The organism is Brevundimonas staleyi (genome assembly GCF_041893865.1).
GTDB classification, from domain to species: domain Bacteria; phylum Pseudomonadota; class Alphaproteobacteria; order Caulobacterales; family Caulobacteraceae; genus Brevundimonas; species Brevundimonas staleyi.
This window is the reverse complement of record NZ_CP169082.1, coordinates 254,812-267,022: the sequence shown is the minus strand read 5'-3', so window position 1 is coordinate 267,022 and position 12,211 is coordinate 254,812. Positions and strand designations below refer to the sequence as shown.

At 69.0% G+C, this 12,211-nt stretch carries 13 protein-coding genes; 5 read left to right on the top strand and 8 right to left on the bottom strand.

Features of this window, described 5'->3' with window-relative positions; genetic code table 11:
- Nucleotides 1-51: 51 nt before the first annotated feature.
- The 6 genes from ACETK8_RS01375 to ACETK8_RS01350 all read right to left on the bottom strand — a co-directional run bounded on the left by ACETK8_RS01375 (nt 52) and on the right by ACETK8_RS01350 (nt 3,612).
- Nucleotides 52-282, bottom strand: coding sequence for a hypothetical protein (locus ACETK8_RS01375; protein ID WP_374037725.1), 231 nt, complete (start codon nt 280-282; stop codon nt 52-54).
- Between the two features lie 100 nt (nt 283-382).
- A complete protein-coding gene (locus ACETK8_RS01370) occupies nt 383-982 on the bottom strand; it encodes a DsbE family thiol:disulfide interchange protein (protein WP_374037724.1) in 600 nt (199 codons plus the stop codon).
- On the bottom strand, nt 979-1,131 hold the full coding sequence (ccmD, locus tag ACETK8_RS01365) for a heme exporter protein CcmD (RefSeq protein ID WP_374037723.1): 153 nt from the start codon (nt 1,129-1,131) through the stop codon (nt 979-981). The genes ACETK8_RS01370 and ccmD overlap by 4 nt, the downstream gene beginning before the upstream one ends.
- A 2-nt stretch (nt 1,132-1,133) precedes the next feature.
- A complete protein-coding gene (locus tag ACETK8_RS01360) occupies nt 1,134-1,853 on the bottom strand; it encodes a heme ABC transporter permease (RefSeq protein WP_374037722.1) in 720 nt (239 codons plus the stop codon).
- A gap of 233 nt (nt 1,854-2,086) precedes the next feature.
- Nucleotides 2,087-2,317 (bottom strand): hypothetical protein, encoded by a 231-nt coding sequence (locus tag ACETK8_RS01355; RefSeq protein ID WP_374037721.1) that lies wholly within the window; start codon nt 2,315-2,317, stop codon nt 2,087-2,089.
- A gap of 59 nt (nt 2,318-2,376) precedes the next feature.
- Complete coding sequence (locus tag ACETK8_RS01350; protein WP_374037720.1) at nt 2,377-3,612, bottom strand: YihY/virulence factor BrkB family protein; 1,236 nt, start codon at nt 3,610-3,612, stop codon at nt 2,377-2,379.
- A 271-nt stretch (nt 3,613-3,883) separates the two neighbouring features.
- Between ACETK8_RS01350 and prmC the strand changes: the two genes are divergently transcribed.
- From prmC to ACETK8_RS01330, 4 genes are all read left to right on the top strand, one after another.
- The gene (prmC, locus tag ACETK8_RS01345; RefSeq protein WP_374037719.1) at nt 3,884-4,768 is read left to right on the top strand and encodes a peptide chain release factor N(5)-glutamine methyltransferase; all 885 of its coding nucleotides are present in this window, start codon (nt 3,884-3,886) and stop codon (nt 4,766-4,768) included.
- 244 nt (nt 4,769-5,012) lie between these two features.
- Nucleotides 5,013-5,276: a GIY-YIG nuclease family protein gene (locus ACETK8_RS01340; protein ID WP_374037718.1), complete on the top strand. Its 264-nt coding sequence runs from the start codon at nt 5,013-5,015 to the stop codon at nt 5,274-5,276.
- Between the two features lie 271 nt (nt 5,277-5,547).
- Nucleotides 5,548-6,570 (top strand): DUF4167 domain-containing protein, encoded by a 1,023-nt coding sequence (locus tag ACETK8_RS01335; protein WP_374037717.1) that lies wholly within the window; start codon nt 5,548-5,550, stop codon nt 6,568-6,570.
- Nucleotides 6,571-6,647: 77 nt separating this feature from the next.
- Nucleotides 6,648-7,994 carry an ATP-binding response regulator gene (locus tag ACETK8_RS01330; RefSeq protein WP_374037716.1) on the top strand — a complete coding sequence of 449 codons (1,347 nt, stop codon included), beginning with the start codon at nt 6,648-6,650 and terminating at the stop codon, nt 7,992-7,994.
- Between the two features lie 141 nt (nt 7,995-8,135).
- Here the strand turns inward: ACETK8_RS01330 and ACETK8_RS01325 are convergent, their stop codons facing one another.
- Both ACETK8_RS01325 and ACETK8_RS01320 read right to left on the bottom strand, forming a co-directional pair.
- Nucleotides 8,136-9,476, bottom strand: coding sequence for an RsmB/NOP family class I SAM-dependent RNA methyltransferase (locus ACETK8_RS01325; protein ID WP_374037715.1), 1,341 nt, complete (start codon nt 9,474-9,476; stop codon nt 8,136-8,138).
- Nucleotides 9,477-9,523: 47 nt separating this feature from the next.
- Nucleotides 9,524-11,482, bottom strand: coding sequence for a potassium transporter Kup (locus ACETK8_RS01320; protein ID WP_374037714.1), 1,959 nt, complete (start codon nt 11,480-11,482; stop codon nt 9,524-9,526).
- Between the two features lie 179 nt (nt 11,483-11,661).
- Here ACETK8_RS01320 and ACETK8_RS01315 point away from each other — a divergent pair, with 179 nt between their 5' ends.
- The gene (locus ACETK8_RS01315; protein ID WP_374037713.1) at nt 11,662-12,156 is read left to right on the top strand and encodes an Rrf2 family transcriptional regulator; all 495 of its coding nucleotides are present in this window, start codon (nt 11,662-11,664) and stop codon (nt 12,154-12,156) included.
- Nucleotides 12,157-12,211 lie beyond the last annotated feature (55 nt).

Below are 12,211 nucleotides of genomic sequence, written 5' to 3'. Positions count from 1 at the left end.
GCACCGGAGGGACGCGGGGTCACCTCAGGCTGTCAGTGTTCGGCGGAAATCTTAAACGCGGATGTCGAGATGCTGGCCGAGACGGGGCAGGCGGGGGCTCTCGGCCTGGGTCGTCTGGGTGGTCTGAGCCGTCGGCTGGGCCTGAGGGCGGGGTGCGGCGGCCTGCACCTCGCCGAGCGCGGCGCGGAAGAAGGCGGCCTGCGCCGCCTTGACCTGCGCCGAGGGGGCCGCCGGGTTGGCCTGGGGCAGGTTGGACGGAAGATCGGGCCGGATCGTGCTCATGCCGACAGGGTTAACGATTCCTGTCGAAAAAGGGTTAACGGCTTTCTTGGTGGGCTACCGCTCGACGCGCGGCGTCTCGCTACTCGAGCCCGGAGGGAGACTACTGGGCGGCGTCCCGGCGCGCCTTGGCCTCTTCCAGCGTCGTGGCGGTGGGCAGGGGACGCGTCGGGGCGACGAGGGCGGCGGTGAGGCGGTCCACATCGGCGTCGGTCAGCAGGGGACCGGAGGATTTGGCGACGATGCGGCCCATGGCGTCGACGGCGAAGCTCTCGGGCACGCCGGAGACGCCGAGGTCGAGGCCGGCGCGGCCCTCGCGGTCCACCAGAACCATGGCGAAGGGATCGCCCAGTTCGTCGAGGAAGGCCTGGGTCGCCTCGGGCTCGTCCTTGTAGGCGACGCCGACGACGGCGATGCCCTGGGCCTTGAGCTCCAGCAGGCGTGGATGCTCGATGCGGCAGGGGGCGCACCAGCTGGCGAACAGGTTGACGATCATCGGCTTGCCGACCCCGGCGGTGCGGATGTCCACGTTCTGGGGCCCGGCGACGCCGTTCTGAAGGATGGGCAGGACGGTCTCGGGCACATGCTGGCCGACCAGGGCGTCCGGCTTGAACTCGGGGTCGCGCTTCAGCGACCAGCCGATGAACAGGGCGGCGAGAGCGACGAGCACCACCAGCGGAATGACCGCGAACCATCTTTTCACGGTTGGTCGCCTTCCAGCTTCTTCAGTTCGGCCTTCCACTTGCGGGAGGCCGTGACCGCGCGGGCGACGACGGCGGTCAGGACGATCACGCTGATCCCCCAGGCGGGCCAGACGAAGGCGGCGTAGGGGCTCATGTCGAGGTCGAGCATTCTTACGCCTCCAGCGCCTGACGGGCGCGCAGGGTCTGGACGCGGCGCCGCGTGATCTCGGTGCGGATCGACGTCAGCCAGACGGCGAGGAACAGGGCGGCGTAGGCCGCCATCATGGTCAGGAGGGGCGCGAGGAAGACGGGGTCGAGGCTGGACCCTCCGGCGCGCAGCAGGGAGGCCGGCTGGTGCAGGGTGTTCCACCAATCGACCGAAAACTTGACGATCGGCAGGTTGATCAGACCGACGAGGCCGAGGACGGCGGCGGCGCGGGCGGCCTTCTGCTCATCGTCGATGGAGGCGCGGAGCGCCATGTAGCCCAGGTAGAAGAGGAACAGCACCAGGACGCTGGTCAGCCGCGCGTCCCAGACCCACCAGGTGCCCCACATCGGCTGACCCCACAGGGCGCCGGTGATCAAAGCGAGCGCCGTGAAGGCGGCGCCGGGCAGGGCGGCGGCGCGGGCGGCGGCGTCGGCCAGGGGGTGACGGAAGACCAGGGCGAAGAAGCTGGAGACGCCCAGCGCCGCATAGACCATCAGGCCGATGGAGGCGGCGGGCACATGGACGAACATGATCCGCACCGTGTCGCCCTGCTGGTAGTCGCCGGGGGCGGCGAAGCTGAGCCAGACGCCGACGGCGAAGAGGACGGCCGTCACGGCCCACAGCACCGGCGTCAGCGGCCGGGTGAAGCTCATGAAACGGGCGGGGTTGGCGAGGCCGAACATCGTCCGCGCGATTACGCGTCAAGGACCGCAACGGCAAGCGTGGTCGAATGTCTCCTCCCCGTGCGCAGCATGGGGAGGTGGCGAGGCGCTTCAGCGCCGTGACGGAGGGGGCGAGGCGATATTCGGAGTGAGGGCTGGCAGATGCTCGCTCGTCGAGACCCGGTCGCCCCCTCCGTCAGCTCGCTAAGAGCTCGCTGCCACCTCCCCATCGCGAAGCGACGGGGAGGAGACGATCAGGCCTCGTTCGCTTTCGTCGCCGCATCCTCTTCCGGCGGGGCGATATAGTGTTCGACGCAGAGCTTCCTCAGGGCCGAGGTCAGGGACGAGCCGTAGAGCCGGTCCTGCACCCGTTCGTGGCCCTCGGCCTGCAGCTGGGACTTGATGTCGCCGACCGTGCGGCACTGTCCGCTGCGGGCGAGTTCGTAGGCGCGTTCCAGGGTGGTGGGACGAAAATTGTTACTCATGGCCAGAGAGATAGGCCTTGACGGGCGAGATTGCGACTCCAGCTTGGCCGGAACGCCGATCACGTCCGATCACGCCGCCGCGAGAGCCGGTCCGCCAGGGCCTCGGCGTGCTTCAGGGTGAAGCGAAGCGCGGCCGGATTGCCGCGACGCGGACCGATGCTGTCGGCCATGACCGCCCCGCGCTCGCCGATGGCCACCGGCGCGCCCGTGGTGGTGTCCATCGCCGTCTGGTGCTCGATCTCGGCGTTCACCTCGGCCCCCATCAGGATCACCTGCACCGATATCCAGGTCCACAGGAGGAAGCCCATGGCCGTGGCCAGGGGACCGTAGGAGTCCAGCCGCACGAAATTGGTCAGGTACCAGCTGAAGACGAAGGAGACGAAGACGCTGAGGCTGGCCGCGAACAGGGCGCCCGGCGTCAGCCAGCGCCAGCGCGCCCTTTGACGGCAGGGGCCAAAGCGATAGATGACGGTCAGGGCGCCGACATAGCCGAGGAAGAGCAAGGGCCAGCGCAGGGGCGCCAGCTGGTCCCACTCCTCGGTCAGGCCGAACACGCCCAACACCACGGGCACGCCGACGACCAGGGCCGCGCTCATCAGCACCGCCGCCAGCCCGGTCAGGGTGAAGGCGAAGCAGAGCAGGTTGTAGCGGACGATGTTGCGCTTCTCGACCTCGTGATAGGCGACGTTCAGCCCGTAGAAGAGGGTCTTGATGCCGTTGTTGGCCGTCCAAAGCGACAGGGCCAGGGTCCAGATCAGGGTGAAGGTCAGCTGGCCGGTCGAGCCCGCCGCCAGCCGGGTCAGCTCCGCATTGATGAACTGGGCCACGTTCGACGGCAGGACCGAATAGAGGAAGGCGACGCGACTGGCCGCATCGGTCGGATCGGCGAACAGGCCGTAGATGGTGATGAAGGCCGCAAGCGCCGGGAACATCGACAGCAGGATGAAGAAGGTCACCCCGCCCGCGACGAAGCCGACCCGGTCGCCGAAATAGGCCATGCCGACGCGCCAGAAGATGTCGATCCAGCCCTTGTGCGGGATCTGGCGCGGGCGTTCGGCCATCCGGCCCCGGCCGGGTTCCTTGGCCTCGTAGTCTTCCGGCGTCGGCGGCCTGGGCGGTTCGGGTTCGGGGCGGGGCGCGCGCAGTTCGACGCCGTATCTGTGGCCCTGGGTGTAGAGAAGGTGGGCCGCGCCGGCCCCGGCGGCCAGACCGCCCATGACGGCGCCGACGAAGGCCCATGGCCCCGACACGAGGTTTCTGCGGGCGGACGAGCGGGGCGCGAGGGGAGATTTCATCGGCGGGGAAACGGCTCGGCGGCGGCCGATGTTCCGGCCAAGCCCGGCCCGGAAAAGTGTTAGCGGTTTTCCGGTCGGGCCGGGCTTCCATTATCAGAGACCTTGATTCACGGCCTCAGCGGAATCGCGAAGCGATTCCTCCTCAGCCGATCAAGGTCGCCTGACCTTGCCTGAAACCGGGGCTTGAGGCACTGACCCGCGCCAGACGCGGGAACGCACGCTGTCCGCGCGCTTTCCGCCCTCCATGACGCCGTCCGCCGAGCCGATCCCCATGACCGACACCCCCTCCCTCGTCGCAGCCTGGAAAGCCGCCCAGGAACAGCTGAAAACCGCCCGGATCGACAGCCCGGCCATCGACGCCCGCCTGTTGCTGGAGGCCGCGACCGGGGCCTCGCGACTGGAAATCCTGACCGATCCGCATCGGCCGCTGACGGCCGAGCAGTCGGCGACGCTTGCCGGCTATCTGGAGCGCCGCCTGCGCCGCGAGCCGGTGTCGCGCATCCTGGGCCGCAAGGGCTTCTGGAAGATCATGCTGAACGTGACGCCCGACGTGCTCAGCCCCCGGCCGGACACCGAGACCATCCTCGACATCGCCATGCTGGCCTTCGAGCCGGCGCAACAGTTCAGCATGATCGACCTGGGCACCGGGTCGGGCGCCATCCTTCTGGCCGTGCTGGCGGACCGGCCGGGCGCGACGGGGGTCGGCACCGACATCTCGTCCGAGGCGCTTGCGGTGGCCAAGGAGAATGCGGCCAACCTCGATCTCGACAACCGGGCGACCTTCCTGCGCACCGAATGGGCGGCCGGCTTCGGCGACGACAGCTTCGACCTGGTGGTGTCCAACCCGCCCTATATTCCGTCGAACGACATTCCGGGTCTGGACCCGGAGGTGCGCGACCACGATCCGGTGCTGGCGCTGGATGGCGGACCTGACGGCTTGCAGGCCTATCGCGACCTGGCCCCAGAGATCGCCCGCATCCTCAAGCCCACGGGCGTCTTCGCCGTCGAGATCGGCTGGGATCAGGGCGAGGCCGTCAAGGCCCTGTTCGAGGCGGCGGGCTTCACCGACGTCAAGGTGGTCAAGGATCTGGGCGACCGGCACCGCGTGGTCACCAACGGCCCCGATCCCCGCACGACGCCGATCCGTCAGGGGTAGTCCCCGGGCGTCGCCTGCACTCCGTCATCCTCGGGCTTGTCCCGAGGATCCATGACGCCTCCATCGAAATCGGCCGATTGACTCGCGTTATGCGGGTGCGTCACTCTTCGCTTCCCGTGTTGCCGACGAATGGATCCTCGGGACAAGCCCGAGGATGACGGGGGAGGGTTCAGGGATGCGCGAACGCCCGTTCATCGCCGTCTACATCACCACCAACAAGCTATACGGCACGCTGTAAATCGGAGTGACCTCGAACCTCTATCAACGCATCCGCCAGCATAGGGAGGGCCGCTTCGACGGCTTCACTCGCAAGCACGGTCTACATCGCCTGGTCTGGTACCAGTCGTTCGGGTCGATGGTCGGCGCGATCCAGAAGGAAAAGTCGCTGAAGCGGTATCTTCGGCCGTGGAAGATCAACCTGATCGAGCGGGACAATCCGCACTGGGACGACCTGTCGCTGGACTGGGACCGAGATCCGATCTGGAAAGATCGCCCTGAGCTGCCCTGACCAAAAACCTCTTTCAAACCCGCACGGCGCGCGCTAAGTCTTCGCTGTCTCCCACCCAAACCGCACGCCTCGGACCGGAACACGGCCCAGTTCGCGCGCTCGGGGCATGTGACGGTCGGGCCGGTCGCCCGGCGGACCACGGGGCGACGACAGATTTCCGATCACATCGACAGCGGGGATTGGCCCCGCGCGAGACGGAACGACGAAACGAACGAGTCCGACGCTCAAGCAGCGATCCGGCCGTTTTCTCGAAAGCACACGGTAGCGTCCGATGAGAGATTTCAAGGGCATGAAGCGTCAGCGCGGGCGCAACCGGAAACCCGGTGGCGGCGGCGGCAACGCGAATGCGGCGAACCCCAACCGTTCGTGGGACTCGCAAGGCCCCGAGAACATCAAGGTCCGCGGCAACGCCCAGACCGTCTATGAGCGCTACCAGCAGCTGGCCCGCGACGCCTCGTCGTCCGGCGACCGGGTTCTGGCCGAGAACTATCTCCAGCACGCCGAACACTATTTCCGCGTCCTGCGCGCCCTGCAGCCGGCGCGTCCGGTGAGCGAGATCGCCGCGCGCGAACTGGCCGGTCAGGGCTTCGACATCGATTTCGAGGACGAATCCGGCGCCCAGGCCGCCGCCTTCCTCGCCGCGCAACAGGCCGCCGAACGCGCCGCCCAGCAGCAGAACGAGCCCCGCGACGGCGAAGGCCAGAACCAGCAGCCGCGCGAGAACCGCGAATGGCGCGACCGCGACGGCAATCAGAACCGGGACGGGCAGAACCGCGATCGCGACCGCGAATGGACCCCGCGTCCGCCGCGCGAGAACCGCGACGGTCAGGACGGCCAACGCGCCGAGGGCGAACAGGGCGAGGGCGGCGGTCGCCGCGAGACCCGTCGCGAACGCTGGGAGCGTCGCCGCGAGGAACGCAACCGCCGCTTCGAGGCCGAGGGCGGTACGCCCGACACCCGCACCTGGGAAGAGGCCGAGGGTCGTAACGAAGGCCGCACCGAGAGCGGTCGCGAAGCCGGCGACTTCATCGCCTCCACCGCGCCGGTGAGCTACACCCCGCCGGCCGAAGCCGCCCCGGTCGAGGCCGCCGCCGAACCGGCCGAACGACCCGCCCGCCGCCCGCGCGCGCCGCGCGCCGAGGCCTCGGACGACACGGCCCAGGCCCTGCCCGGCTTCCTGACCCGGTCGTCGGCGCCCGCCGCCGCTCCGGCCGCCGAAGCGACCGAAGAGGCCGCCGCGCCCAAGCGCCGCGCGCCGCGCAAGAAGGCCGAGGCCCCCGCCGACGGCGAGTGATCGCCGCCGGAGCGCAATCTTCGGTTTACGATAATGCAACTTAAAGATGTGATGCTCTTCCCATCGGGAGGATCGTCATGGAATTCGTGTTGCTCATCGTCGCCCTGGCCCTGTCAGGCTGTCTGGCGGGTGTCAGACTGGGTTTGCAGGCCCGGAAACAGGCCGCGCGCCTGGCCGAGCTGAATGATTCGCTCGAAAGTCGCATCGCCGAACGCACGCAGGAGTTGCGTCTGGCGCTGGAGGCTTCGGACGAACAGGCCAAGGCCGTGGCCGCCGCCAGCCAGGCCAAGTCCGACTTTCTGGCGGGCATGTCGCATGAGCTGCGCACGCCCCTGAACGCCGTCATCGGCTTCGCCGAGCTGATGCGGATGAACGAGGCGGCCGAACCCCTGACCCGGCGTCAGTCCCAGGCCGTCGAACAGATCCTGGGCTCCGGCCAGCATCTGCTCAGCCTGATCGAGGAGGTGCTGGACCTCGCCCGCATCGAGGCCGGCAAGCTTTCGATGTCGGTGGAGCGGGTCGATCCCCAGCTGGTGGTCCGCCAGGTCTGCGACAATCTGAGACCCGCCGCCGAGGCCGCGGGGGTGACCCTGCGCGCGCCCGCTCCGACCGCCGGTCTGGGCGTCGTGGCGGACCGGACGCGGCTGCGTCAGGTGCTGATCAACCTCGTGTCCAACGCCATCAAATACAATCGCGCCGGCGGCGACGTCCTTCTGGAGGTGCGCCAGACGGCCGACGGCGTCGCCCTGTCCGTCCATGACACCGGCGTCGGCATTCCCGAGGACCGGATGGCGGAGCTGTTCCAGCCCTTCAACCGTCTGGGGCGGGAGACCTCGGACGTCGCCGGAACCGGCATCGGCCTGGCCGTGTCGCGTCGTCTGGCCGAGGCCATGACCGGGCGTCTGGAGTGCGCCAGCGTGGAGGGGGAGGGATCGACCTTCACCCTGCACCTGCCCCTGGCCCGCCCGGCGGCCCAGCCGATGACGGCCTCGCCGATCCCGACCGGGACCCTGGCCAATGTGAGGGCGGGCGCCACCATGCTCTATGTCGAGGACAATCCGTCCAACATCGCCCTGATGCGCCACGTCGTGGCGGCGCTGGGTCCGATCCAGCTGCATGTGGCCGAGAACGGGCATGAGGGGCTGTCGCTGGCGCGGGACCTGCGCCCCGACGTCATCCTGCTGGACATCAACCTGCCGGGCCTGTCGGGGTTCGAGCTGAAGGCGCGGCTGGACGCCGACCCCCTGACGCGCGGCCTGCCCGTGCTGGCCCTCAGCGCCAGCGCCATGCCGGACGACATCCGGCGCGGCAAGGCGGCGGGCTTCCGCGACTATCTGACCAAGCCGCTGGACATCCCCGCCCTGGCGGCGGCGCTGAACCGGGCGCTGGGGGCGACGGAGGAGCGGTCGCGGGTCGCGGCCTAACCCCTATCACCGTGCACCCCAGCGAAGGCTGGGGTCCAGATCACGAATTCAGGCGGCTGGGATAGCGCACCCGTCACTCTGCTCAGGCGAGCCGGGTCTTCCATCTGGACCCCAGCCTTCGCTGGGGTGCACGGATGGAAACTAAATCCGCTCCAGCCGCGCGGCGAAGAAGCCGTCCACGCCGCCGGTCTCGGCCCACATGGAGGGCAGGATCCGCAGCCAGCCTTCGGGCGTCAGGGCCTCGGCCGGCGCGCCGACCGCCGCCGGATCGGCGGGGGCGGTCCTGAAGGCGGGGTTGCGGCGCAGGAAGGCGATGATCTGGGTCTCGCCCTCTTCCCGCTCCAGGGAGCAGACGCAGAAGACCAGACGGCCGCCCGGCGCGACGCGTTCGGCGGCGGCGTCCAGCAGCCGATGCTGGACATCGGCCAACTTGGCTACGTCGGCGGGCTTGGTGGCGCGGAGCACCTCGGGATTGCGACGAAGGGTGCCGGTGGCCGTGCAGGGCGCGTCCAGCAGGACGGCGTCGAAAGTGCGCTCGTCCTCCCAGTCCTCGCCCGGCGTGACGACGATCTCGGCCGAGAGGCCGGTGCGGTCCAGGTTCTGGCGCAGGCGACGCAGGCGCGGCTCGGAGCGGTCCAGCGCCGTCACGGTCGCGCCGGTCGCGGCCAGTTGCAGGGTCTTGCCGCCGGGCGCGGCGCACATGTCGAGAACCGTTTCGCCGGACTTCGCGGCCAAGAGGCGGGCGGGGACGGCGGCGGCCGCGTCCTGAACCCACCAGCCGCCGGTCTCGTATCCAGGCCAGGCGGCGACGTCGCCGCGCACCCCGGCGCGCACCGTGCCGCCGGTCAGGACCTGACCGTCCAGCGCCTCGGCCAGGGCGTTCGCGTCCTCGGCGGGCTTCAGGCTGAGGTCGGTCGGCGGCTCGTCGCGGGCGGCAAGGGCGATGGCCGCCAGCGCCGCTTCGCCATAGGTCTGTTTCCAGCGGGCGGCGATCCAGTCGGGCAGGTTCGATTCCGCCGTGGTCAGGCCCGGCCCCTCGCGCTCGATCCCGCGCAGGACGGCGTTGACCAGGGCCTTGTAGGGCCGGGTCTTGGCGTCGCGCTCGGCCAGTTTCACGGCGGTGGAGACGGCGGCGAAGGCGGGGGTGTCCAGCACCAGGGTCTGGGCCAGGGACACGCGCAGGATGGTGCGAACGGCCTCGGGCGGCGACTTCTGCAGGCGGCGGTTCAGGATGGCGTCGATCTCGCCGAGACGACGCAGCGCCGCCATGGCCACCGCGCGGGCGAAGGCGCGATCCGGGCCGGGCAGGCTCTTCAGCTCGGCCGAGGCCATGGCCTCGTCCAGACCGTTGCGACGCTCCAGAGCGGCGTTCAGCAGAATGCCGGCCGCGATGCGCGCCTCGACGCCGATGTCGGCGGCGGCGTCCGGTTCGCCCGTGCGCTGGATCGGCTCGCGACGCGGCCCGCGCGCCTTGTCGGCCATGCGGCGACCGCGCGCGGCGCTGCTTTTCCCTTTCGGGGTCCCGCCGCTCAAACCGAGACCTGTGTGCCGAGCTCGACCACGCGTCCGGGCGGGATGTGGAAGAAGTCGGTGGGGTTGGCGGCGTTACGCATGAGGAAGATATAGAGCTTGTCCTGCCACAGGGGCATCCCCTGCGAGGACGACGGCACGACCGAGCGGCGGCCCAGGAAGAAGCTGGTCGACATGATGTCGAACTTGACCCCCTGCTTGCGACACAGGCTCAGCGCGCGCGGCACCACGGGGTTTTCCATGAAGCCGTAGCTGAGGGTGATCTTCTTGAAGTCGTCGTTGATCGGCTCGATCTTGACCCGCTCGCTGTCGGGCACCCGCGGCCGTTCGGCGGTGCGGACGGTCAGGATGACGTTCTTCTCGTGCAGCACCTTGTTGTGCTTGAGATTGTGCATCAGGGCGACCGGCGCGACGTCGGGGTCGCTCGTCAGGAAGATGGCCGTGCCGGGTGAGCGATGCGGCGGGCGGGCCCGCAGCATCTCGATCAGGTCGGTCAGGGGCAGGCTGTCCTTCTTGGCCTTGGCCGAGAGGATCTGGGACCCGCGCGTCCAGGTCCACATGATGAGGACCAGCACCGCGCCCAGCACCAGCGGCAGCCAGGCGCCGTCGGGGATCTTGAGCAGGTTCGAGGTCAGGAAGACGCTGTCGATGAAGCCGAACGGAATGAGGGCGCCCAACGTCGCCCACAGCGGCCATTTCCACTTCTTGGTGATGACCGAATAGGCCATCAGGGTGTTGATCAGCATGACCCCGGTGACGGCCACGCCGTAGGCGGCCGTCAGGTTGTGCGAGCTCTGGAACACGAACAGAAGGGTCAGGACCCCGACCATCAGGAAGGTGTTCACCGCCGGCACGAAGATCTGTCCGGCCTGGGTCTCCGAGGTGAAGCGGATGTCGATACGGGGCAGGAGGCCCAGCTGGACGGCCTGCTGCGTCACCGAGAAGGCGCCGGTGATGACGGCCTGCGACGCGATGACCGTGGCGATGGTGGCTAGGGCCAGCATGGGCCAGTAGGCGAACTGCGGCACCATGGACCAGAACGGGTTCTCGGCCGCGCCGGGGTGGGCCAGGATCAGGGCGCCCTGGCCCAGATAGTTCAGGGTCAGACAGGGCAGGACGAAACACAGCCAGCCGGCGCGGATCGGCGCCTTTCCGAAATGGCCCATGTCGGCATAGAGGGCCTCGGCCCCCGTCACGGCCAGGAAGACGCTGCCCAGGATGATGAAGCCCAGGAAGCCGTCGTTGATCAGCAGCATCACCCCGTAGTGGGGCGACAGGGCCCGCAGCACCGAGATGTCGTCGAAGATGTGATAGAGGCCGAGCGCCCCCAGCGACAGGAACCAGACCGCCGTCAGCGGGCCGAAATATTTCGACAGCTTGGCCGTGCCGCGCGACTGGACCAGAAAGAGGCCGATCAGGATGGCGGCCGAGATCGGCACGATGAAGGCGTCCAGACGCGTGCCGACGCCCGGAGCGTCCTTCACCCCCTCGATGGCCGAAAGCACCGAGATGGCGGGAGTGATGATGCCGTCCCCATAGAAGAGCGCCGCGCCGCAGACGCCCAGAATGAAGATCCAGGCCGACCGACGGCCGATCGCATGGGTGGCCAGGGCCATCAGGGCCAGGGTCCCGCCCTCGCCCTTGTTGTCCGCGCGCATGAGGAAGAGGACGTATTTGAACGTCACAACGACCATCAGGGCCCAGAAGGCCAGGGACACCACGCCGATGATGGCCAGATCGCCGCCGACGCCGTCGCGGGCGTGACCGATCGCCTCACGCAGGGCGTAGAGCGGGCTGGTGCCGATGTCGCCGAAGACGACGCCGATGGCGCCGATGGTCAGGGCCCAGAATCCGGCCTTGCCGTGCCCTTGGGGCGCGGCATGACCGTCCGGAGCGGCGGTGGTCTGAGCGGGCGAGGCGGGGGGAGCGCCTTCGCCGGGGGATGCGTCCCCAGCCATGAATATCCTCCGGGCGCCGCGGTCGGCGGGCCCATCAAAGCGGAGGGCCTGTAGGCTCATTCCGCGGCCGGTTCAATCGCACGGAAACGGTTTCAGTTGCACCGTGTTCGATCAGTCGACACGCGGGATTTGTGAATCTGGTCTCTCGTGCCTACCTTGGGGTCTGGAACCGGACGAAAATGTCAGACAGCCAACGCTTTCCCGTCGCCGCACACGCCCTGGCCTATCTGGCCCACAAGGATGCGTATGACGCCGCGCGCGCCTGCCCCAGCGCCATTCTGGCGGCCTCGGTGCCGACCAATCCCGTCGTCATTCGCCGGGTGACCGCCCTGTTGTCCAAGGCCGGGCTGATCGCGACCCGTCCGGGCGCGTCGGGCGGCTCCTGGCTGCTGCGTCAGCCCCAGGACATTCGCCTGGACGAGGTGCTGAAGGCCGTGAACGGCTGCGCCCACCTGGGCTCGCCGCCGCAGGGCGCCAAGGGCTGCCCCATCGGCGAGCATATCCCGCGTCAGGTGGCCAAGGTCCTGACCCTGGCCGATCAGGCGGCCTCGGAGTCCCTGTCGAAGATCACCATCGCCGACCTGCTGGCCGAGAAATCGACCGCCCTGGACGGCCTTGAGCCCCACCCCGCCTGCACCGAGGCCATCCGCGCCGCCGGCGCCGTCGCAGCTTGAGTTGATCGGACTAACTTTCGGTTGATCTTACGCCACGCTTCGTGGCTACTTCTCC

What these genes read in the sequence shown, in the direction of transcription:
- ACETK8_RS01330 (WP_374037716.1), top strand. Translation starts at nt 6,648, where the DNA reads ATGGAATTCGTGTTGCTCATCGTCGCCCTGGCCCTGTCAGGCTGTCTG.
- prmC (WP_374037719.1), top strand. Translation starts at nt 3,884, where the DNA reads ATGACCGACACCCCCTCCCTCGTCGCAGCCTGGAAAGCCGCCCAGGAA.
- ACETK8_RS01360 (WP_374037722.1), bottom strand. Translation starts at nt 1,853, where the DNA reads ATGTTCGGCCTCGCCAACCCCGCCCGTTTCATGAGCTTCACCCGGCCG.
- ACETK8_RS01355 (WP_374037721.1), bottom strand. Translation starts at nt 2,317, where the DNA reads ATGAGTAACAATTTTCGTCCCACCACCCTGGAACGCGCCTACGAACTC.
- ACETK8_RS01350 (WP_374037720.1), bottom strand. Translation starts at nt 3,612, where the DNA reads ATGAAATCTCCCCTCGCGCCCCGCTCGTCCGCCCGCAGAAACCTCGTG.
- ccmD (WP_374037723.1), bottom strand. Translation starts at nt 1,131, where the DNA reads ATGCTCGACCTCGACATGAGCCCCTACGCCGCCTTCGTCTGGCCCGCC.
- ACETK8_RS01335 (WP_374037717.1), top strand. Translation starts at nt 5,548, where the DNA reads ATGAGAGATTTCAAGGGCATGAAGCGTCAGCGCGGGCGCAACCGGAAA.
- ACETK8_RS01320 (WP_374037714.1), bottom strand. Translation starts at nt 11,482, where the DNA reads ATGGCTGGGGACGCATCCCCCGGCGAAGGCGCTCCCCCCGCCTCGCCC.
- ACETK8_RS01325 (WP_374037715.1), bottom strand. Translation starts at nt 9,476, where the DNA reads ATGGCCGACAAGGCGCGCGGGCCGCGTCGCGAGCCGATCCAGCGCACG.
- ACETK8_RS01315 (WP_374037713.1), top strand. Translation starts at nt 11,662, where the DNA reads ATGTCAGACAGCCAACGCTTTCCCGTCGCCGCACACGCCCTGGCCTAT.
- ACETK8_RS01375 (WP_374037725.1), bottom strand. Translation starts at nt 282, where the DNA reads ATGAGCACGATCCGGCCCGATCTTCCGTCCAACCTGCCCCAGGCCAAC.